The sequence below is a fragment of the Albidovulum denitrificans genome, from assembly GCF_002973535.1.
Classification (GTDB): Bacteria; Pseudomonadota; Alphaproteobacteria; order Rhodobacterales; family Rhodobacteraceae; genus Albidovulum; species Albidovulum denitrificans.
Genome location: NZ_PVEP01000007.1, coordinates 149,102 through 168,715, shown reverse-complemented (window position 1 = coordinate 168,715; position 19,614 = coordinate 149,102). Strand labels below are relative to the sequence as shown.

Here is a 19,614-nt window from a genome sequence, read left to right as displayed (position 1 = left end):
CACGAAGGTATCGACATGGGTGCCGCCGCGCAGCGTGTCGTTGCCAAGCCCGCCATCCAGCGTGTCGGCATGCGCGCCGCCGTTCAGGTAATCGTTGCCGTCGCGGCCGTAAAGCTGGTCCGCGCCGTCGCGCCCGAACAGCCGGTTGGCGCCGAGATCGCCGGAGATCGTGTCGTCATATTTGCCGCCCGCCAGATCCTCGATCGAGATATAGACGTCGCCCGCCGCCTCGCCGGTGTTGTTGGCCGGGTTCAGAAGATCAAGCACCAGCGCCGTCAGGCTTTCGGAATATTGCGCCCGGTCGCGGTTGGCGCCGCCGTCCAGCACATCCGCGCCCACGCCGCCGAAAAGCACGTCGTCGCCGACGCCGCCCTCGATCGTGTCATTGCCGGCGCGGCCGAAGATGTAATCGACATTCGCCATGCCCTGGATCAGGTTCGCCCCCGTCGTTCCGCGCAGGTTGTCGAAACCCTGGCTGCCGATCAGGTTCTCGATCGAGGTGAAGGTATCGCCCGCGGCTAGGTTGGTGTTGATGCCGGGGAACATCAGATCGACCCGAAGCGACCCGACCGAGCCCTGGTAGGACACCGTGTCGATCCCCGCCCCGCCGTCGAACGCATCCGCCCCGGCGCCCCCGTTCAGCGTGTCGTTCCCGTCCCCGCCATAAAGCGTGTCGTTCCCAAGACCGCCTTCAAGCCAGTCGTGGCCGTCGAGACCGTCGAGAAGGTCCGCGCCACCGTTGCCGATCAGCTGGTTGGCAGCGTCGTTGCCGGTCAACGAGTCGTTGCCCGCGCCGCCCAGCGCATTCTCGATCACCGAGCCGCGGGCAATCACCATGTTGCCGATCAGCCCATCGACGTCCGAAATCGCCTCTTGCCGCAGATCGACGCGGTTGCCGACGGTCTGGCCGGTCAGGTCCACTGTGTCGATGCCGCCGGAATCCTGGATCGTGAAGGCCACCAGCCCGTTGTTGAACATCGTCGAATTGACGGTGTCACCGTCGAAGAGATAGCCGAAGATCGTCTCCAGATAGCCCCCGACATTGGAATTTCCCAGCCATGTCGTGTCGCCGGCATGGGCGGTCGTGATCGGGCCATAAAGCATCTCGATCGCCGCGATATCGCCGATCATCGGCGTGATCGGCAGGTAGTCCGAGGCAGTGATGAAGGTGTTATCGGCCATGTCGAAATAGGACATGATCGTCATCTGGTAGCTGTCGTTCAAGAAGGTCGCGTCGGTGCCAAAGGCCGCCGATCCGTCATAGGCCCCGGCATGAAAGAGGCCAAGCGCATGGCCGATCTCATGCAGGTAGGTCAGGAAGGAATAGCTGCCGATACTGGTTCCGTAGGTCGCCAGCCAGTTGGTCGAGATATTGACATCGGCCTGCACGATCTGCCCCGTCACGGGGTTGTAGGAGGACGGCCCCGCGAAGGCGCCGGACTGGCTGTCGTCAAAGATGATGTCGGCGCCCGTGGTGCCGGTGACGAAGGTGATGCCGGTGACGGTCGACCAGGCCTCGAACGCCCAGAGCGCGAGTTGCTGGCCCGCCGCCGTCAGAAGCGAGATGTCGGCGGTGATCGTGTCGCCCGGCCGCTCGTCATGGGCGATGGGCGTCGCGATGCCCCAGCCGAAATCGACCAGCTGGGTGACGACCTGATCCAGCGTATAGATATTGGTCGAGGTCTGAAGGGTGTAGGTGCCGGTATCGCCGCCATAACCCGACACATCAAGGTAATAGGTCCCGCTGGTCGCGGCGGTGAAGCTGATCTGGGAAAAGGTGTTGTAGCCGGGCTGCGCGTCGTCGTTCTGCGCGATCAGGCCACCGCCACTGTTGTAAAGCGTCAGGATCGTATCCTCGACGGCCGCGGTCGATCCGCCGGTCCCCCAGACGGTGAAGACATAGCTTTCCCCCGCCGTCAGGTTCACCCGCACCCAGTCGTGATCGGTGCCGGAGGACAGCGTGCCGCTGAACAGATCGTCGATGCCGAGCGTGTAGCTGGTCGAGGTGTTGCCCGCCGCGTCCGCAACCTCGGTATAGCTCGCCGAGGGCAGCGGTCCGGTCAGCGTGTCGGCGGTGGTGTCCAGTGGCATGGAAAGGGCGGTCGCGTCGGGCATTGTATCGGTCCTGGCAGGGTTCACTCGTTCTGATGCGGGCTTTGTTTCCGATACTCTGGGCAATATTGTGGCAGCCTTAACGTTTTCGCAGGATTTCGCGCAGGGGGGTGGCCGTCCCCCGGCCTATTTGGACGACAGCAGGAACAGGCTGATCTGCGGGAAGAACAGGATCAGCAGAAGCCCCACGAAGATGGTCGCGATGAAGGGCAGCACCCGGCGCGAGACCTCTTCGATGGTCAGGCCCGATATGCCGCAGGCGACGAAGAGGTTGACGCCTTCACCTCGATCACTCCCGACATCACGCCACAGGTAATCCGCGAGTTGTGCGGCGGCGGGCCTTGGCGTGGCGATCCTGAACATTCGCCCGCCGAACGACACGACCTATAGCGGGCTAAGCGTGGCCTGTCGGCCGATTGCCGAAACCGGGGACAGCCCGAACATCATCCTCGCGACCCGCTCCGGCGGCCGGATCAGCCGCCGCTCCATGGCGTTCTCGGATCATTGCCGCCGCTTCTTCCGCACCGAGGCGGCAGAGGCCCTGTTCGTCCGCTAGAGCGTTTCGGGCATGCGTTGAAAAGTAAGTAACAGAATTCGAATGAAATAAGTTTGAATTCTGATTCAGTGTAAACCCGAAATGCTCTAGGCGCGCGGACGGTCACGGCGAGACGCCCGGCGGAACGGATCGGCAAGGCCGCGCAGCCGACCTACCCCGGCAGGGTCAGGGCAACGCTCGTCCCCCGCGACCGGCGCGGCAGCATGGACAGCGCATAACCGTGATCGCGGGCCAGCGACGAGGCGATCGCAAGGCCAAGCCCATGCCCCGCCGCCAGCGCCGCAGTCTTGTCCAGCCGCACACCGCGCGCCGTCGCGGCGGCGAACTCGGCCGCCGTCATGCCGCCGCCGGTATCGTGAACCTCCACCCTCAGCGCCGCGCCGTGCCGCCTGCACCCGATCAGGATGCGCCCCTCTTCGGTGTACTTGATCGCATTCGACACCAGGTTGGTGACGATCCGCATGACGACCAGCGGTTCGATAGGCACACTGCGGGTGCAGGACACAAGGCGAAGGTCGATCCCCTTGGCCGCGGCATCGGCCGCGAACATGTCGCGGATCGCCGCCAGCGTCTCTCCGATCCCGATGGCGGGGGCGGCTCCCTCCGCCTCCGCATCCGGTTCCTGTTCGATCGCCTGTTGAAGCTGCCGCGCCACCAGCCGTTCGAGATAGGCCAGCGTCTCTTCGACGCGGGCGCGGCCCTGCGCCGCCTTCCCCGATCCGCGCGCCAGCCGCCGCAGGTCCAGCCGCAGGGCATGCAGTGGCTGGTTCAGATCATGGATCGTATCGGCGTAAAGGCGCCCCTTCTGCTCGGCAATCTCGCGCGCGGCGTCGTATTGTTCCTCAAGGTCCTCAAGCCGCCGGGTCAGTTCAAGGTTATGCGCGGTCTGGACCAGATTCGCCTGCAAGGCCGACTGCCGCGCCTGCCGCAACTGGTTGAAATTGTCCCAGATCGCCAGCCCCATCAGCGCCGCGTCGGTCACCATCACGATGCGCATGGAATCAAACTGAACCGAGGCGGGAATGTCGATGCCAAGCCAGTGCCGCCCGACCATCAGCGCGCTTGACGCCACCGCGCCGGTCCAGGCGATGACGTAGAACCGCACCTGCTTGAAGCGCTTGCGCGCGGCGACAAGACCGGCCAGCACGAAGGTGGTGATCGCCGAGAAAGCCAGCAGCACCAGCATCTTCTTGATCGGCTGATTGTCGAGAACGGCCGAGGCCGCCAGCATCCCCAGCGTCGCCAGGACGATCGCGCCCAGCACCTTGTCGATGACCGGGTGAAACCGCCGGGTCTGAAGAAACAGCTTCGAGAAGAGCGAACCCGATATGATGATCCCCGCGCCGAAGGTGACAGAGGCATAGGCGTTGAACCCGGCCGCCTCCGGCCAGAGGAATTTGAACCCGTTCCCGTCCGAATGCATGATGAACAAGAGGGCGCAACCGGCATAGCCCGCATAGGCAATGAAGACCGGCCGCCGCGACATCAGGAAGGCGAAGGCCGCGATGACGATCAGGATGATCATCATGCCGTAATAGATGAAGTTCTTCGCCGTGGTCCGCGCCTCAAGCTCATTTAGGCTTTTGGGGGTCTCGATGCTCCACGACAGGCTTGAGGACCCGCCCGAGGCATAGCGCACGAAGATCGTCGCCGTGGCGCCTGGGGCAAGATCGAAGGGCGCGGCCAGCGTCGGGGTTTCAAGCGGCCGGTCGGCGAAGACGGAAGCGGGGTTCATATCCGTCACCACCTCGACCGCGCCATCGTCGCGCAGGACGTAGACGGCGAACCATTGCATGAAATTCTGGCTGAACAGGATGCGCCATGACCCGGTATCGTCCGCCAGATTGGTCACCGAAAACCGCAGCCAGATCGCCGCGGGCGTATATCCGAAATTCACGTCCGCGGTCGTCAGCGGCGCGAATTGCGCGGCGATCTCCGGCTGCGTCACCTCGGCAATCGTCAGCACGCCGTCAGGATCAAGGAGGGCATCGACATGGCCGGGAAACGCCGCCGTTCCGGCAGGCCCCCGAATGTCGAGAGTCGGGCTCTCGGCCAGGGCAGCGATTGCCTGCACGAACAGCGCTATGTAGATTGCCAGCGCGGCCCGCAGCATCCTTGGAACAAGGCGCAGCCCCGCGGAAACCGGAACGGGGGGAGAATGCGCAAGTCCGTGGTCATCGCCGAGGACCATGCCTTCACGGCGGCGGGTCTTTGTGCCGCGCTGGGCGAGATGGGCGTTTTCGACATCGTCGGTGTCGCCGCCAACGGGATCGAGGCCATCAGCCTCATCAAGCAGACGCGGCCCGATTGCGCCATCCTCGACCTCTCCATGCCCGGCGCCAACGGGCTTGAGGTGCTGATCGAGGCGCGCCGCTGGTCGCCCGCCACCCGTGTGGCCATCGTCACCGGCAATCCCTCGCCGCAGATCCTCGGCCAGCTTGTCGAGGCAGGCGTCGATGGTATCTTCCTCAAGAACTCCGCGCCCGAGACGATCTGCGCCGGCATTCGCGCCATCGCCGCCGGTGAGAAGGTGATCCCCGCCGAGGTGGCGGGTGCTGTCCGCAAGGCCGGGACCGGCGCTGGGCTGACCGCGCGCGAGATCGAGGTGCTGCACGCCATCGCGCGCGGCCTCTCGAACGCGCAGATCGGCAAAGCGCTTGGCGTCAGCGCCAAGACCGTGGACAGCCATCGCACGACCCTGATGCGAAAAATGGGCGTTCATTCCACCGCCTCGCTTCTCGTTCTTGCCCTGCGCGACGGCCTGATCGACATCTGACCGCACGATAATGCCGCGCGGCCGGTTTCCTGTGCCAGCCTTCCCGTCGCCGGATAATGGTTCCATTCTATTCTGTTTTCCAGCGCCCGCGTGAATGGGGTGATCACCTGATATTACGGCCCGGCCCGGCCTGCCATCCTGCCGTCATCAGACAGAACGGCCTGTGGTCCCCGACCCGCGATCCCCGGTCCGCGATCCATGCCGAACGTCTGTTTCGCAATTCAGGTTTGGAGATATTTTGCCATGAAGAAGATATTCGCCCTGAGCTTCGCCGCCCTGTCCATCGCCGCCTGCAATGTTGAGCTTGGCCCCCCTGGCGATGGCGGCGGCCTCTGTAATACCGAAGGCTGCGGCGCCTCCCCCTATGACCGGACGATCGGCGTCACCACCGCGAATGGCAGCCGCGAGAAGATCGTGCAGACCTTCACCGCCGGGGCCGCCGCGGCGGACAAGACGCGCGTCTGCCTTGCGAACCGGACCCTTGGTCATCGCGCGCTGACGCATAACTTCACGCCGCCGATCAACCCGCTCGCGACCGATCCCGGTCAGTCGAGCTGCGCCAATTTCCCCGCCAATGCGCGGATCAACTTCAGCCTCGTCGCCGCGGGGAACCCTGCCTCGCCGCCCCTGACCTACAGCACCACCTTGCTGGCGGGCGGGCGCCTCGACCTCGTCTGGATGCCGTAGGGCGGCACGGCGTCCCCCCATCGGGGGCGTTCTTCTTTCGACACAGGGCGGCGGCGGTCGCCCCCCAAGGACAGGATTTCACCATGACCAAGCATTTGCACCACACCGCGCGCGCAACGTCCGGCACACTGGCCCTGACGGCCCTCTGCGCCCTTTTCGGCACCGCGATCCTGCCCGACCCGGCGAAGGCGAACACCTGCGTCCCGCTCTTCGACGGGCTGCAACTTTGCCTCGACGACACCGATCTGGTCAGCACCGACCCCGCGGAACTGCCGAAGGATCAATATGTCCAGACGATCAACATCACCACGGTGAACGGCAATGTCGAAAAGCTGGTGCAAAGCATTCGCCCCGGCGCGGTGAAACCCGGCGTGACGCGGATCTGCCTTGTGAACGAAAAGGGCGGCACCCGGATTCTGGCGCATGACATCGCCAACATCAATCCGATGATCGCCCGGCCCGGCCAGTCGAGCTGCGCCAACTTCCCCTCGAACGCGCGGGTCCGGTTCAAGGCCTACACGAATACCGACCCGGCCAAACCGGCCAAGGCGCTGATCTACAGCCTTTCCCGCTACGATGGCGGAGTGCTGACGCTCAGGTGGCAGTGAAGGGGGTCGCCTGCCTCACCCGTCCACCGCCCGGCGCATCCCGCCCAATCGCGGGTGCAGCAACCCCGCCACCAGCGCCATCGCCCCCAGCCCGGCGGCCCCGGCAAGGAAGATGCCCGCCAGCGGCGACACCAGCAGCACGAACCAGGCCACGCCCGGCGTGACGATGCCCGAGACGTCGCGGTAACTGGCATAGACCGCCGACATCTCCGTCCTTTCGGCCGGGCGCACCGCCAGCAGGAAGGGCAGCCCGCCGAAGGCGTCGAGCATGACGAGGAAGACCGACGACGCCCCCAGCCCGATGATCGCGGCGGGCGGCCAGTATTGACCGAAGGCGGCGATGGCAAAGCAGCCCGCCGCCCCGGTAAAAGCCAGCCGTACCCCGCGCCTCAACCCCCTGGGCTGCATCCAGCGCAGCATCCAGGGCGCCAGCAGCAACAGCGCGTTCGAGGCGGAGAAGGCATAGCTCGCCGCGCGGTCGCCAAGCCCCGCCTCGATGCAGAAGATCGGCAGGTAGACGACATAGACCCACCACCCCGCCGACCGGATCACGGCAAAGAGCCAGCCTGCGACAAGACGCGGCTGGCGGAAGAACCGGCCGAGATAGGCCAAGGGGTTCGGCGCGGGCGCGCGGGCGCGGGTGATCAGCCGCCCGTTGCCCAGGCGCATGAACCAGAAGGTCGCCAGAAGGGCTGCGGCGAACCCCATGGCGATCAGATAGGGCAAGGGCATCCAGACCTTCCAGAGCGTCACCCCCAGGATCGGCCCGATCACCCAGGACAGCGCGCTGTAGCGCATCTTGAGCGATTCCGTCCGCCCCAGCTCTGCCCTGGCGATGAAATCCATCAGATAGGCGTTGGTGCAGATAAAGACCGTGACGGTGGCGAAATTCATCAGCGTCATGGCGACCGGGATCATCACGCCCTGGCCGAGGATCGCCAGCGCGCCCCCGGCAAAGTAAAGCGAACAGCCCGCCGTATAGGTCCAGCGCCGGGGCAGGAAACGGCTGATCCATGGCACCATCAGCCCCCAGAGAAGCGAAGCCACGCCTGCAAGGAAATAGGCAAGGCTGACATGGCCCGCGTTTTCCGCCAGCGCGGCATACATCTCAAGCGGCCAGACGGAGACGAGCATCCCGCGCAGCGATGCCTCGATCCCGGCCAGCACGGCAAAGCCGCGCACGCCGGGCGTGGGCGGATGCTTCAGAAAGACCGGAACGTAACGGAATGCCATCTGCACCCTCCCCCTCGCACTGAAAGCGGCGAAGGGCCGGGCGTCGCGATCTTTTGCGACAGGCGCGTGTCGGCCTCAGACCGTGCGGGAGAGAAGCGTCACCAACCGCCGCCGCGCCTCGGGCAGCGGGCGGCTGCCCAGCTCAGGCGCGATCCTGTGTTCCAGGAAATAGCCGGTCAGGCGCAGCCCGTCGGCGATGTCCCCCGCCCCGGCCGGCCCCTGCCCCAGAAGACAGGCGGGCAGCGGCAAGAGGCGATCCACCCACTCCCCCGCCGCCTCGCGGGCCACCGCGCGGCCGGATTTCGGGCTGACATAGGCCAGATCGTCGCGCGACCCGGTCAGGGCGCAGGAGGACAGATCAAGCCCATAACCCATCTCCTCCAGAAGCCCCAGCTCCCAGCGCAGATAGTCAACCGCCCATCCCTCCCCCGCGCCGATCCGGTCGAGAAGGCCGATGGTGGCGCCGTAAAGCGCGCCATGCGCCTCGCGTTCGGGCAGAAGAAAGGTCAGAAGCGCGCAGATCGAATTCAGCCCCGCCAGCGCAAGCCGGTCGGACATCAGGGCCGCGCGCGACCGCAGGGGTTCGACGGCATAGCTCCCCAGATGCTCATCCAGCCGCGCCCGCCACGTCACATCAAGCTGCGCGCCGGGCTGAAGCAGCGGCGCAAGACGGCGCGAGGCCCCGCCATGCACGATCCCGGCGTGACGGCCATGGCCAAGGGTAAAGACCTCGATGATGCTCGAGGTCTCACCATGCCGCCGCACGGCCAGAAGCACGCCTTCGTCCCGCCAGTCCATAGCGCGACCGTTTCACCTGACGCGACCGACGGCAAGGGGGCGTCAGTCGGCCAGCCCCTCTTCATCCAGAAGCGTGCGCCCCGCGCGGCTCTCGATCTCGATCACCCAGAGGTCGGGATCGGTGCGCCGCTGACGCCGCACGGCCTCATCCACCTCCCCCTCCGCCCCCTCGGCCAGAACGACCCAGGCCCGCGCCCCGGTCATCAGGTCGAAGCTGCGCTGGTAAAGCCGCCCCTGCCCGTCCAGCGTCGCCAGCTTCACCAGAACCGCGCCCGCCGTCGGATCGCCCTTGGCCACCACATAGGCCGGGATATGCGCCGCCTGAAGCCGCGCCAGATAGGCGCGCACCCAGAAATCGGCGGTCAGCCGCGCGCTCATCCCCCTGCCCTTTCATTGTGGCGGCAAATACTCCCGCCGGAGGCCCGCCGCCGAGCGGGGGCTCGATGCCCCCCGAGGCGGCCCCGGCCCGGCGCGGCCTCAGTCGCCATCCTTGAACTCAAGCCCCATCTCGGAATAGCGCTCCCGCTCCTCCTGCCAGTTCTCGCGCACCTTCACTTGCAGAAACAGGTGAACCGGCCGGTCGAGGAATTCCATCAACTCCGCCCGCGCCGCCTGACCGACGGCCTTGATCGTCTCGCCCTTGTGGCCAAGCACGATCCCCTTGTGACCGGCGCGGGCGACATAGACGATCTGGTCGATCCGGGCAGAGCCGTCCTTTTTCTCCTCCCAGCGCTCGGTCTCCACCGTCAACTGGTAGGGCAGTTCCTCATGCAGCCGCAGCGTCAGCTTCTCGCGCGTGACTTCGGCGGCGATCATCCGCAGGGGCAGGTCGGCGATCTGGTCCTCGGGATAGAACCAGGTCCCTTCGGGCAGTTCCGCGCCCAGCCAGGCCTTCAGATCGCCCACGCCATGCCCGCGCTCGGCGGAAATCATGAAGGTCTTGGCAAAGGGATAGGCCGCGTTCATCTCCTCGGTCAGCTTCAACAGCGCCTCGGCCTTCACCCGGTCGATCTTGTTGATGGCCAGCGCCACCGGCTTGCCCTTGGGCAATTCGGCGGCCACGCGATCAACGATCGCCTGCACCCCTTCGGTCAGCCCGCGATGCGCCTCGATCAGCAGGACGACGATATCGGCATCCGCCGCACCACCCCAGGCCGCCTTGACCATCGCCCGGTCAAGCCTGCGGCGCGGACGAAAAAGGCCCGGCGTATCGACAAAGACGATCTGCGCCTCGCCCTCCATCGCGATGCCACGAATGCGCGCCCGCGTCGTCTGCACCTTGTGTGTGACAATCGACACCTTCGCCCCCACCATGCGGTTGAGAAGCGTGGACTTGCCCGCATTGGGCTCTCCGATCAGGGCGACGAAACCGGCGCGAGTGGTCATGGGGCATCCTATCGTGATGATCCCGGCCACATAGAGGATTCCGCATTTCGGCGCCAGACAAGACTGACGGGCCGCCCGTCGCATGACATGCGCCGCCACCCCAAAATCGCCTCAAACCCGGTGCAGGATGGCGACATTTGATGACGACTACGGCAAGCGCATGCGACTTATTCGGCTTATCTTCAGGTTCTTGCGGGGTCAGGACCGGCATATCCCCCCGGCCACGCACGGCGTTCCCGACCCCATCCTGCCGCCCGCAGCCGCTCCGCGGGTTGTCATCCAGCGCACCACCGTGGCCGTCAGCCGGGAAACCGTCGTTCAAGGCAGGGCCTATGTCATCGACGGCGACACGATCGACATTTGCGGAACCCGCATCCGGCTTTTCGGAATCGACGCCCCGGAACTCGACCATCCCTATGGCAAGAATGCCAAATGGGCGCTTGTCAGGATGTGCAAGGGGCAGACGATCCGGGCGGTGCTTGAGGACGATTTCTCCCACGGTCGCAGCGTCGCGAAATGCTTCCTGCCCGATGGGCGCGACCTATCGGCTGAAATGGTGAAGACAGGCTTTGCAGTGGATTGGCCGAAGTTCTCCGGCGGCAGGTATTCCCACATGGAACGTCCCGGCATCCGCAAGAAACTCTGGCGCTGCGATGCGCGGCAGAAGGGGCGGATGCCGCCCGCCCGTCTGCCCGACTAATCCGCGCCGCGCTCCATCCGCTGCAACAGCGCCTTGGCGGCGGCCTGTTCGGCCTGACGCTTGCTGCCCGCCTTGGCGATCTCGCGCTCGCCGCTCATCAGTGTCACCTCGACGGTGAAGACCGGCTGATGGTCCGGCCCCTCGCGATCGCGTTCGCCGTAGCTGGGCGGCGGCAGCCCGCGCGCCTGCGCCCATTCCTGAAGCGCGGTCTTGGCGTCGCGGGCATCGGCCTTCACCGAAGCGATACGGGTCGCCCAGTGGCGCAGGATCACGTCGCGCGCGGCGTCAAGCCCGGCATCGAGGTAGACCGCCGCGATCACCGCCTCCATCGCGTCGCCCAAGAGCGCCTCTTTGCGCCGCCCGCCCGACATCATCTCGGACCGGCCAAGTTTCAGCACATCGCCCAGCCCGATCTCCCGCGCGACGGCGGCGCAGGCCTCCTTGCGGACAAGGGCGTTGTAGCGCGGCGCCAGCAGCCCTTCGCTCGCCCCCTTGTCGGCCTTCAGAAGCGCCTCGGCAATCACCAGGCCAAGGACACGGTCGCCCAGAAACTCAAGCCGCTGGTTGTCGGGCCGCTGCGGTGTCGCGATCGAGGCATGGGTGACGGCGCGGACCAAAAGCTCGGTCCGGGTGAAGCTGTGGCCGAGCCGGGCCGAAAAATCGCGGAGATCGGCCGCCAGCTTCACTCGACCGCCTTGAAGAAACGGTCGCTGCGCCAGGTCCAGAAGAAGAACAGCGACTTGCCGGCGGAGGAGAACATGATCCGGTCGGCACGGCCGATCAGGTATTCCGCGGGCAGCATGCCCACACCGCCGACCGAGAGCGGAAAGCGGCTGTCCTGGCTGTTGTCGCGGTTGTCGCCCATGAAGAAGTAATGCCCCGCCGGGACGGTGAAGACGGGCGTGTTGTCCTGCGCGCGGGTGCCGATGTTCAGGACGTCATGCGAGGCACCGTTCGGCAGCGTTTCGGTAAAACGCTGCTTGATGCAGGTGCCGCCCATGCCGACGGGATCGTTGGCGCAGGCCGGGATGTTGCCCTTGGACCCTTGCGGTTCCTTGATCTCTTCGAAATTGCCCGCCGGGGTCTGGGGGACCTCCTGCCCGTTGAGGTAAAGAACGCCGTCCTTCATCTGCACGGTATCGCCCGGCAGGCCGATCAGGCGCTTGATGAAATCCGCGCCGGTGCCGGGGTGGCGGAAGACGACGACATCGCCGCGCTCGGGCTCGGACGCGAGGATGCGGCCGGAAATCGGGCAGGCGGAGAAGGGGCAGGAATAGCGCGAATAGCCATAGGCCATCTTGTTGACGAAAAGGAAATCGCCGATCAGCAGCGTGTCCTTCATCGAGCCTGAGGGGATCCAGAACGGCTGGAAGAACAGGGTCCGAAAGACACCCGCGATCACCAGAGCCCAGAAAACGGTCTTGACCGTTTCCATGACGCCTTCCTTGGCTGCGCTGCTCATCCGCCCCTGCCTCTGCTTGCCTCGTTTAAGCCGCTACATGCGCGTGGTCGGAAGGGGAGTCAAGTTTCGGTGCCGGTCGGCCGCGCCTCGATGACGACGAAAGCCTGCGCCCAGGGGTGATCGTCGGTCAAAGTGACGTGAACGATGGCCTCATGCCCCGGCGGGGTCATGTCCGCCAGGCGTTCGGCCGCCCAGCCGGTCAGCTGCATGACGGGCTGGCCAGACCGCAGGTTCGATACCGCCATGTCTTTCCAGGAAATCCCCATCCGCAGGCCGGTGCCAAGCGCCTTGGAACAGGCCTCTTTCGCGGCCCAGCGTTTGGCGTAGGTCCCGGCGGTATCCTTGCGGCGTTCGGCCTTTTTCTGCTCCACCTCGGTGAAGACACGGTTGCGGAAACGGTCGCCGAAACGGTCGAGCGTCGCGGCGATGCGTTCGATATTCGCAAGGTCCGTGCCGATGCCAAGGATCATGCCACCCTTCCCTTTCGCCGCATCATATGGCGCGACTGGCCACGGGGGGCAAGCCGTCCGGCTCAGGCCGGGACATGCTCGCGGCAGATCCGACGGGTTTCCGGCGGCGCGAGGGCGACGTCGAGCAGGCGGCAGCGGGCATGTCCATCCGTACCGCGTTCGTGAAAGCGGCAACTGCGGCAGATGCCGAAGCTGCGCCCGCCGCGGGCCGCGATCATGCGCCTGAGAACGCTGTCGAGCGCCTCTTCCAGCCCCGCATCGTCGGCGCCCAGAACCGGGTCGGCCGTCAGCGCGCCCTGCCCTGCTTCGGTCAGGTCATAGCGCAGGCTGCGCCCGTCGGCGGGGTCGCCCACGGCCACCACGAACCCCTTGCGGGCCAGAACGCGCAAGGTCTGGGACACGGTCCCCCGCGTCGCATCAAGGTAATCGGCCACCGCCGAGGGGCTACGGGAAAAGGCGTTGGCCTGCGCAAGATAGTCCAGCGCCGAGGCCTGCGCCGCGTTCAGGCCGGGGCCGCGCCGCGCCGCGGAATGCAGGCGGGTCAGCCGGTCGAGAAGCAGGTTGAGGCGGGACGGCGCGGTCATGGAACGAAAGTGCTTGCCATATCGTAGCGAGTCAATATCAAATACTAGTATCGACTCGCTATCAAATGGAGATCCCGATGACACGCCTGTTCGTTTTCCCCGCGCTCTGCGCCCTTCTTGCCGCGACCGCCGCCCAGTCCGGCGGCATCACCTCTCCCGCCGATCCGGGCGGCCGGGCGGCCTTTGACATCCTGTCGGCCGAGGCCGCGCGCGACGGCGACACCGTGACCTTTCGCATGACGCTGGCCGCGACGGCCGGGGCCGACCGGCCCGCGCCCGTCGGCACGCTGGCCGGGGCGCCGGTCCACGCTTATGTCTGGCCGACCTCTCTTGACCCCGCCGCTGTCGGCTTCGAGGGCGGTACCGGCATCCTTGCCCTGGCCGCCACCAGCCACCCGGATTTCGACGACACGCCGCTTGAAGATGAAAATGGCGACGGCGATCCGGCCAATGACGGTGAGCCATGGCACAGCCACTGGGTCGTCCTGACACCGTCCGAAGCCTGCGGGCCGGGTGCGCTGTCGGTGCGCGACATCCCCGAGGGCGAAAGCCCCGCCCTGCCGAAGACCTGGCCCGGCCTGCCGCTTTTCATCGACAGCCCCGGTTACACGCCGGTTCTGGACGGCGCCACGGTGGCGGTCACGGTCACCCTGCCCGGCGCCCCGGCAGAGATCGGGTTCGACGGCGTCACCTCGGCCCTACGGGTAAACGCCAATCTGCACGCGCCGCTTCTGTGCGTGACCGATGTTTTCGACGTCGCCTCGGGCGACCTGTCCCTGCCGGGGCGGGCGGACTGAGCGGTCGCGGCGCGGGCGATCAGCCGCGCGCCGCATCCATCTGCTGACGCATCGCCGCGATCGCGGCCTCAAGCCCGACAAAGATCGCCTCGCCGATCAGGAAATGCCCGATGTTCAGCTCCATCACCTCGGGGAAGGCCGCGACGGGCTTGACCGTGTCATAGGTCAGCCCGTGGCCCGCGTGGACCTCAAGCCCCAGCGAATGGGCAAGGCGCGCGCCTTCCGCCAGGGCGGCAAGTTCGGCGTCGCGTTCGGCGAAACGCCCCTCGGCGTGAAGGTCGCAGTAATGGCCGGTGTGAAGTTCCACCACCGCCGCGCCGATGCGGGCGGAGGCCTCGATCTGGCGCGGATCATGGCCGATGAACATGGAGACCCGGCACCCCGCCTCGCGCAGCGGGGCGATGAAATCGGTCAGGCGCGCGACATCGCCCGCGACATCAAGCCCGCCTTCGGTCGTCCGCTCCTCACGCTTTTCGGGCACGATGCAGACGGCATGGGGGCGGTGGCCAAGGGCGATCTTCTGCATCTCGGCCGTCGCGGCCATCTCGAAGTTCAGGGGCAGGGTCAGCGCCTCCATCAGCCGCGCGATGTCGCGGTCGGTGATGTGGCGCCGGTCCTCACGCAGATGGGCGGTGATCCCGTCGGCGCCCGCCTGTTCCGCCAGCAGCGCGGCGCGCACCGGATCGGGATAGGCCGAGCCGCGCGCGTTGCGCACGGTGGCGACATGGTCGATGTTGACACCAAGGCGCAGTTTCCGGGTCATGTCCGCCTCTCCTTCTGCGGGATCGTGGGGGGAGAATAAGGGGTCCTGCGGGGGCTGTGAACGGCCGAAGTGTCACCCTTACAATCGGACCGCCGGGCCGGTCAGGTCCGGCTTCCCGGCTCTTCCGCGCGGGCATGAAGGCGGGCCTTCAGCTTTTCGAACCGCTCTTTCAGCTTCTTGCGACGATGCTTCTGATAGGCGGCGATCACCGGCGCGGAAAGGTAATAGGCGATGACACCTGCGATGATCCCCGGCACCAGCCCGCCGATCAGGTAGGGCAGGAAGATGTCGTGGTAAAAATAGGACAGGTTGCCCCAATGCGCCGTCTCGGGCGTGAAGATCGCATAGAGGTTGTGCTTGAGGTCCTGCGCCGCGCCGACGAACCGCGCACCCAGCGATTCGTGCTGGCTTTCGTCGAACCGGGTCCCCAGCATCCATTTGCCAAGCTTCATCGAGGAAAAGGCGATGATCGGGAAGGTGATCGGATTGCCGAAGAAGGTGCCCAGAAGCGCCGCCAGCATGTTGCCGCGCACCGCCTTGGCAGTCAGGATCGCGGTGATGAAATGGAACCCGAACAGCGGCGTGAAGCTGACGAAGACCCCCGCCCCCACGCCGCGCGCGATGCGGTGCGGGTCGTCGGGCAGACGGCGGATGCGGTGCTTGACGTAGTGAAAGGCGCGGGTCCAGCCGCCGCGCGGCCAGAACGCCTCGGCCACCATCTGAAGATAGGACCGCGGGTTGCGCCTTTTAAAGACCACGTCCGTTCCCTTCCGCCCCTCAGGGCTTGCGACCGAGGTCGCGATACCGTTCCACCTGCGCGACGTCGCTTTCCGCCTCAAGCGCCGTCAGCACCATGTGGAGATGCTCAGCATCCCTTAGATCGACTTCCACGATAAGACGGTAAAAATCCGGCTTCCGGTCGACGAAAGTAAGATCGGAGATATTGGCCTTCTGTTCACCAATCAAGGTGCAGATGCGGCCAAGGACGCCGGCATCGTTGGTAATGGTCAGGTTCAGGCTGATCGTATAGGCGGCGGCATGGCGGCCGGAATGCCATTGCAGATCGACCCAGCGGCCCGGCTGTTCCTCGAACTCCGCCAGGGCGGGGCAGTCGATGGCGTGAACGACCACGCCCTGCCCGCGATAGGTGATACCGACGATGCGTTCGCCCGGCACCGGCTGACAGCAATTGGCGCGGCGGAAGGACTGGTCGGCGGTCAGGCCCACGACCGGACGGCGGGCATCGACCTCTTCCGTTACCGGCTGGGTCGCAAGTTCCGGGTACAGCGCCTCGATCACCTCACGCGCGGTCAGTTCGGCGCTGCCGAGGCGCGCCAGCACCTCCTGTTCGTCGGCAAGGCCCAGCGTCTTGGCCGCGGTGCGCAGCGCCTTGTCGGAAACCTTGCGCCCGTGATGTTCGAAGGCCACCCGCGCCAGTTCCCGGCCCAGCTTGATGAACCGCTCGCGGTCCTCTTCGCGCAAGGAGCGGCGGATCGCGGACTTGGCGCGGCCGGTGACGACGATGTCGATCCAGGTGGCTTGCGGGCGCTGGCCGGTCGCGGTGATGACCTCGACCGACTGGCCGTTCTTCAGCCGGGTCCAGAGCGGGACACGGATACCGTCGATCTTGGCGCCGACGCAGGAATTGCCGATCCGCGTGTGGATCGAATAGGCGAAGTCTATCGGCGTCGCACCTTTCGGCAACTGCACCACATCGCCTTTCGGCGTGAAGCAGAAGACCTGATCCGAATACATCTCAAGCTTCACGTTCTCGAGAAATTCGTCGTGGTCGTCGCCATTGTCAAAGCGCTCGGTCAGCGTCGTGATCCAGCGCGCGGGATCGACCGCAAAGGGGTTCTGCGCGCGCACACCGTCGCGGTAGGACCAGTGCGCGGCCACCCCGGCCTCGGCCACCTCATGCATCTGGCGGGTGCGGATCTGCACCTCCACCCGCTTGCCGTCGCGGCCCGAGACGGTGGTGTGGATCGACCGGTAGCCGTTCGATTTCGGCTGGCTGATATAGTCCTTGAACCGCCCCGGCACGGCGCGCCAGCGGCGGTGGATCGCGCCAAGGATGCGGTAGCAGTCGCTTTCCGTCCGGCAGATCACGCGAAAGCCGTAGATGTCGGAGAGGCGCGAGAACGCAAGCTGCTTTTCCTGCATCTTGCGCCAGATCGAATAGGGCTTCTTGGCGCGGCCGAAAACATCGGCCTCGATCGCTTCCTTCTCAAGCTCCAGCCGGATGTCGGCGGTGATCTTGTGGATCACGTCGCCGGATTCCTTCTGCAACATGATGAAGCGGCGGATGATGGAGGATCGCGCCTCGGGGTTGATGACCTTGAAGGACAGGTCCTCAAGCTCCTCGCGCATCCATTGCATACCCATGCGGCCCGCCAGCGGCGCGAAGATGTCCATCGTCTCGCGCGCCTTGCGGACCTGCTTTTCCTGCGGCAGCGACTTGATCGTGCGCATGTTGTGCAGCCGGTCGGCCAGCTTGACGAGGATCACCCTAAGGTCCTTCGACATCGCCATGAACAGCTTGCGGAAGTTTTCCGACTGCTTGGTTTCGGTCGAGGACAGCTGAAGGTTGGTCAGCTTGGTGACGCCGTCCACAAGCTCGGCGATCTCTTCGCCGAACTGCGCCGAAATCTCGGAAAACGTGCTTTTCGTATCCTCGATCGTGTCATGCAGCAGCGCGGTGATGAGCGAGGCATCGTCAAGCCGCTGCTCGGTCAGGATCGCGGCGACGGCGACGGGGTGGGTAAAGTAATCCTCACCCGAGCGGCGCTTCTGCCCCTCGTGCATCCGGCAGCCATAGTCATAGGCACGCCGGATCAGCGCTTCGTTGGTTCGGGGGTTGTAATTGCGGACAAGCGCGATGAGGTCTTCGACGTCGATCATGACCGCCCGCGCATTCCCAGATCAGCCTTGCCCCTGGGCTTCCATCAACTGACGCAGAAGACGCTCTTCGTCCATGTCGTCCTGCGCGGGGCGATCCACCTCGGCGCCCATGAGAAGCGCCATCGCGTCTTCCTCGGCCTCGTCGACCTCGATCTGCGACTGGTGGCTTTCGATCATCCGCTCGCGCAGGTCGGAAGCCGCCTGGGTTTCATCCGCGATCTCGCGCAGCGAGACGACGGGGTTCTTGTCATTGTCGCGGTCGATGGACAGCGGCGAACCGGACGCGATCTCCCGCGCGCGGTGGGCGGCGAGCATCACCAGTTCGAAACGGTTCGGAACCTTGTCAACGCAGTCTTCGACCGTCACGCGGGCCATGAAAGAACTCCAATCGGCTTGGGAGGTATGGAACCCGCTATTTAGGCGCTCCGTTCCCCCTTGACAAGCGCAGATCACCCCTCAAACCGGCCAAATCGCCTCTTTGTCGGCCTCGGGCAGTGCTGCGATCATGTCGGGGACAGTCGCGCCGGTGACCGGGTGGCGCCAGGCGGGGCAGATATCGGCCAGGGGAATCAGCACGAAGGCGCGGTCCTGAAGGCGCGGATGGGGCAGGATCAGGCGGTCCGGCGCCTCGACCCGCTGCCGCGCGGGGTCAAGCGCCATCCAGTCCTTCTGCCCCTCAAGATCGGGCCAGACCTCATCGCCGAGCGCAATCAGATCCAGATCGAGCGTGCGCGCCTGCCAGCGCCCATGCCTCTCACGCCCGGCTTCGGCCTCGATGACGTGAAGGCGGGCCAGAATCTCCGCCGCCTGCCAATCTGTCCTGAGCGCGCAGACCGCGTTCACGAAATCGGGACCCGACCCTTTCGGGAAGGCGGGCGTTCGGAATAGCCTTGAAATCGAAACCAAAGCCCCCATTTCGCCCGGCAGACAGGCAATTGCGTCAACAATGGTGCGCGCGCTGTCACCCGACGTTGACGGCAGATTCGATCCTGCCGCAATAAGGGCAAGACTGTTCTTATGTATAGGTACCTTTGCTTGTGCCAAATTGCCTATTCCTATAGCGTCTGACCTGCTCTGCCTGCGGTCCTGTTTGACCACTCGAACATCCAAGGACTTATGGCGGATACTTTTTGAAGGGACAAATTGATGTTCTACAAGGACGAACGGCTTGCGCTGTTCATTGATGGATCGAATCTTTACGCTGCGGCCAAGGCGCTGGGGTTCGACATCGACTACAAGTTGTTGCGTCAAGAGTTTGAGCGCCGGGGAAAACTCCTCCGTGCATTTTACTATACCGCGCTGCTGGAGAATGACGAATATTCCCCGATCCGGCCGCTGGTCGACTGGCTGCATTACAACGGCTTCTCGATGGTGACCAAACCGGCGAAGGAATATACCGACAGCCAGGGGCGCCGGAAGGTGAAGGGCAACATGGACATCGAACTGACGGTCGATGCCATGGAACTTGCCCCGCGTGTCGATCACATTGTGCTGTTCTCCGGCGATGGCGATTTCCGCCCGCTGGTGGAAAGCCTTCAGCGGCAGGGCGTGCGGGTTTCCGTCGTCTCGACCATCCGGTCGCAGCCGCCGATGATCGCCGATGAACTGCGCCGCCAGGCGGACAATTTCATCGAGCTGGATGCGCTGCGCGACGTCATCGGCCGCCCGCCGCGCGAACCGCGCTACGAGCGCGAGGAAGAGACCGCGGGCGGCAAGTAAGGCCGACCTTCCTACACGGGCTTGCAGGCGGCGCCGGTTGTTCCCGGCGCCGCCTGCTTCTA

Annotated in this window: 23 protein-coding genes; 7 read left to right on the top strand and 16 right to left on the bottom strand. The window is 65.4% G+C overall.

Translation table 11 applies throughout. The features are described from left to right. On the bottom strand, nt 1–2,115 hold a 2,115-nt coding region (locus LX70_RS15670), incomplete at its 3' end, for a M10 family metallopeptidase C-terminal domain-containing protein (protein WP_105515730.1). 123 nt (nt 2,116–2,238) lie between these two features. Beyond that, the gene (locus tag LX70_RS15665; RefSeq protein ID WP_105515729.1) at nt 2,239–2,475 is read right to left on the bottom strand and encodes a TRAP transporter large permease subunit; all 237 of its coding nucleotides are present in this window, start codon (nt 2,473–2,475) and stop codon (nt 2,239–2,241) included. Between LX70_RS15665 and LX70_RS15660 the strand changes: the two genes are divergently transcribed. Then, complete coding sequence (locus LX70_RS15660; protein ID WP_105515728.1) at nt 2,459–2,668, top strand: type 2 periplasmic-binding domain-containing protein; 210 nt, start codon at nt 2,459–2,461, stop codon at nt 2,666–2,668. The genes LX70_RS15665 and LX70_RS15660 overlap by 17 nt on opposite strands. Before the next feature lie 151 nt (nt 2,669–2,819). On the opposite strand, the gene LX70_RS15655 is transcribed toward LX70_RS15660, so the two are convergent. Continuing rightward, entirely contained in the window at nt 2,820–4,742 is a 1,923-nt protein-coding gene (locus LX70_RS15655; protein WP_211301737.1) for a sensor histidine kinase, read from the bottom strand. 84 nt (nt 4,743–4,826) lie between these two features. On the opposite strand from LX70_RS15655, the gene LX70_RS20510 reads away from it, so the two are divergent. The 3 genes from LX70_RS20510 (at nt 4,827) to LX70_RS15645 (ending at nt 6,739) form a co-directional block, all read left to right on the top strand. Beyond that, nucleotides 4,827–5,444, top strand: a complete 618-nt coding sequence (locus LX70_RS20510; RefSeq protein ID WP_170076224.1) for a response regulator transcription factor — start codon at nt 4,827–4,829, stop codon at nt 5,442–5,444. A 243-nt stretch (nt 5,445–5,687) separates the two neighbouring features. Then, the gene (locus tag LX70_RS15650) at nt 5,688–6,131 is read left to right on the top strand and encodes a hypothetical protein (protein ID WP_105515726.1); all 444 of its coding nucleotides are present in this window, start codon (nt 5,688–5,690) and stop codon (nt 6,129–6,131) included. An 83-nt stretch (nt 6,132–6,214) separates the two neighbouring features. Beyond that, nucleotides 6,215–6,739, top strand: a complete 525-nt coding sequence (locus LX70_RS15645; protein WP_105515725.1) for a hypothetical protein — start codon at nt 6,215–6,217, stop codon at nt 6,737–6,739. Between the two features lie 15 nt (nt 6,740–6,754). Here LX70_RS15645 and LX70_RS15640 read toward each other — a convergent pair whose 3' ends face one another. From LX70_RS15640 to era, 4 genes are all read right to left on the bottom strand, one after another. Beyond that, complete coding sequence (locus LX70_RS15640) at nt 6,755–7,972, bottom strand: MFS transporter (protein WP_105515724.1); 1,218 nt, start codon at nt 7,970–7,972, stop codon at nt 6,755–6,757. 75 nt (nt 7,973–8,047) lie between these two features. After that, nucleotides 8,048–8,770 carry a DNA repair protein RecO gene (recO, locus tag LX70_RS15635; RefSeq protein WP_105515723.1) on the bottom strand — a complete coding sequence of 241 codons (723 nt, stop codon included), beginning with the start codon at nt 8,768–8,770 and terminating at the stop codon, nt 8,048–8,050. Nucleotides 8,771–8,812: 42 nt separating this feature from the next. Continuing rightward, nucleotides 8,813–9,148, bottom strand: a complete 336-nt coding sequence (locus tag LX70_RS15630; protein WP_105515722.1) for a DUF1491 family protein — start codon at nt 9,146–9,148, stop codon at nt 8,813–8,815. 99 nt (nt 9,149–9,247) lie between these two features. Further along, nucleotides 9,248–10,156: a GTPase Era gene (era, locus tag LX70_RS15625; RefSeq protein WP_105515721.1), complete on the bottom strand. Its 909-nt coding sequence runs from the start codon at nt 10,154–10,156 to the stop codon at nt 9,248–9,250. Nucleotides 10,157–10,448: 292 nt separating this feature from the next. Between era and LX70_RS15620 the strand changes: the two genes are divergently transcribed. Then, a complete protein-coding gene (locus LX70_RS15620) occupies nt 10,449–10,856 on the top strand; it encodes a thermonuclease family protein (RefSeq protein WP_245885104.1) in 408 nt (135 codons plus the stop codon). On the opposite strand, the gene rnc is transcribed toward LX70_RS15620, so the two are convergent. The 4 genes from rnc to LX70_RS15600 all read right to left on the bottom strand — a co-directional run bounded on the left by rnc (nt 10,853) and on the right by LX70_RS15600 (nt 13,372). Then, the gene (rnc, locus tag LX70_RS15615; RefSeq protein ID WP_105515720.1) at nt 10,853–11,542 is read right to left on the bottom strand and encodes a ribonuclease III; all 690 of its coding nucleotides are present in this window, start codon (nt 11,540–11,542) and stop codon (nt 10,853–10,855) included. The genes LX70_RS15620 and rnc overlap by 4 nt on opposite strands. Next, nucleotides 11,539–12,318 carry a signal peptidase I gene (gene lepB, locus LX70_RS15610; RefSeq protein WP_105515719.1) on the bottom strand — a complete coding sequence of 260 codons (780 nt, stop codon included), beginning with the start codon at nt 12,316–12,318 and terminating at the stop codon, nt 11,539–11,541. The genes rnc and lepB overlap by 4 nt, the downstream gene beginning before the upstream one ends. Nucleotides 12,319–12,377: 59 nt before the next feature. Continuing rightward, entirely contained in the window at nt 12,378–12,788 is a 411-nt protein-coding gene (gene acpS, locus LX70_RS15605; RefSeq protein ID WP_105515718.1) for a holo-ACP synthase, read from the bottom strand. Nucleotides 12,789–12,850: 62 nt separating this feature from the next. After that, entirely contained in the window at nt 12,851–13,372 is a 522-nt protein-coding gene (locus LX70_RS15600) for a MarR family winged helix-turn-helix transcriptional regulator (RefSeq protein ID WP_105515717.1), read from the bottom strand. A 77-nt stretch (nt 13,373–13,449) separates the two neighbouring features. Between LX70_RS15600 and LX70_RS15595 the strand changes: the two genes are divergently transcribed. Then, complete coding sequence (locus LX70_RS15595) at nt 13,450–14,169, top strand: hypothetical protein (RefSeq protein ID WP_105515752.1); 720 nt, start codon at nt 13,450–13,452, stop codon at nt 14,167–14,169. A 19-nt stretch (nt 14,170–14,188) separates the two neighbouring features. Here LX70_RS15595 and LX70_RS15590 read toward each other — a convergent pair whose 3' ends face one another. From LX70_RS15590 to folK, 5 genes are all read right to left on the bottom strand, one after another. After that, nucleotides 14,189–14,932, bottom strand: coding sequence for a pyridoxine 5'-phosphate synthase (locus tag LX70_RS15590; RefSeq protein ID WP_105515716.1), 744 nt, complete (start codon nt 14,930–14,932; stop codon nt 14,189–14,191). 101 nt (nt 14,933–15,033) lie between these two features. Continuing rightward, nucleotides 15,034–15,690 (bottom strand): DUF2062 domain-containing protein, encoded by a 657-nt coding sequence (locus tag LX70_RS15585; RefSeq protein ID WP_105515715.1) that lies wholly within the window; start codon nt 15,688–15,690, stop codon nt 15,034–15,036. Between the two features lie 19 nt (nt 15,691–15,709). Continuing rightward, nucleotides 15,710–17,833: a RelA/SpoT family protein gene (locus LX70_RS15580; protein WP_105515714.1), complete on the bottom strand. Its 2,124-nt coding sequence runs from the start codon at nt 17,831–17,833 to the stop codon at nt 15,710–15,712. A 21-nt stretch (nt 17,834–17,854) separates the two neighbouring features. Further along, on the bottom strand, nt 17,855–18,208 hold the full coding sequence (gene rpoZ / locus LX70_RS15575) for a DNA-directed RNA polymerase subunit omega (protein WP_105515713.1): 354 nt from the start codon (nt 18,206–18,208) through the stop codon (nt 17,855–17,857). An 81-nt stretch (nt 18,209–18,289) separates the two neighbouring features. Further along, a complete protein-coding gene (folK, locus tag LX70_RS15570; protein ID WP_342747709.1) occupies nt 18,290–18,931 on the bottom strand; it encodes a 2-amino-4-hydroxy-6-hydroxymethyldihydropteridine diphosphokinase in 642 nt (213 codons plus the stop codon). 48 nt (nt 18,932–18,979) lie between these two features. Between folK and LX70_RS15565 the strand changes: the two genes are divergently transcribed. After that, nucleotides 18,980–19,552 carry a LabA-like NYN domain-containing protein gene (locus LX70_RS15565; protein ID WP_105515712.1) on the top strand — a complete coding sequence of 191 codons (573 nt, stop codon included), beginning with the start codon at nt 18,980–18,982 and terminating at the stop codon, nt 19,550–19,552. The last annotated feature ends 62 nt before the right edge of the window (nt 19,553–19,614 follow it).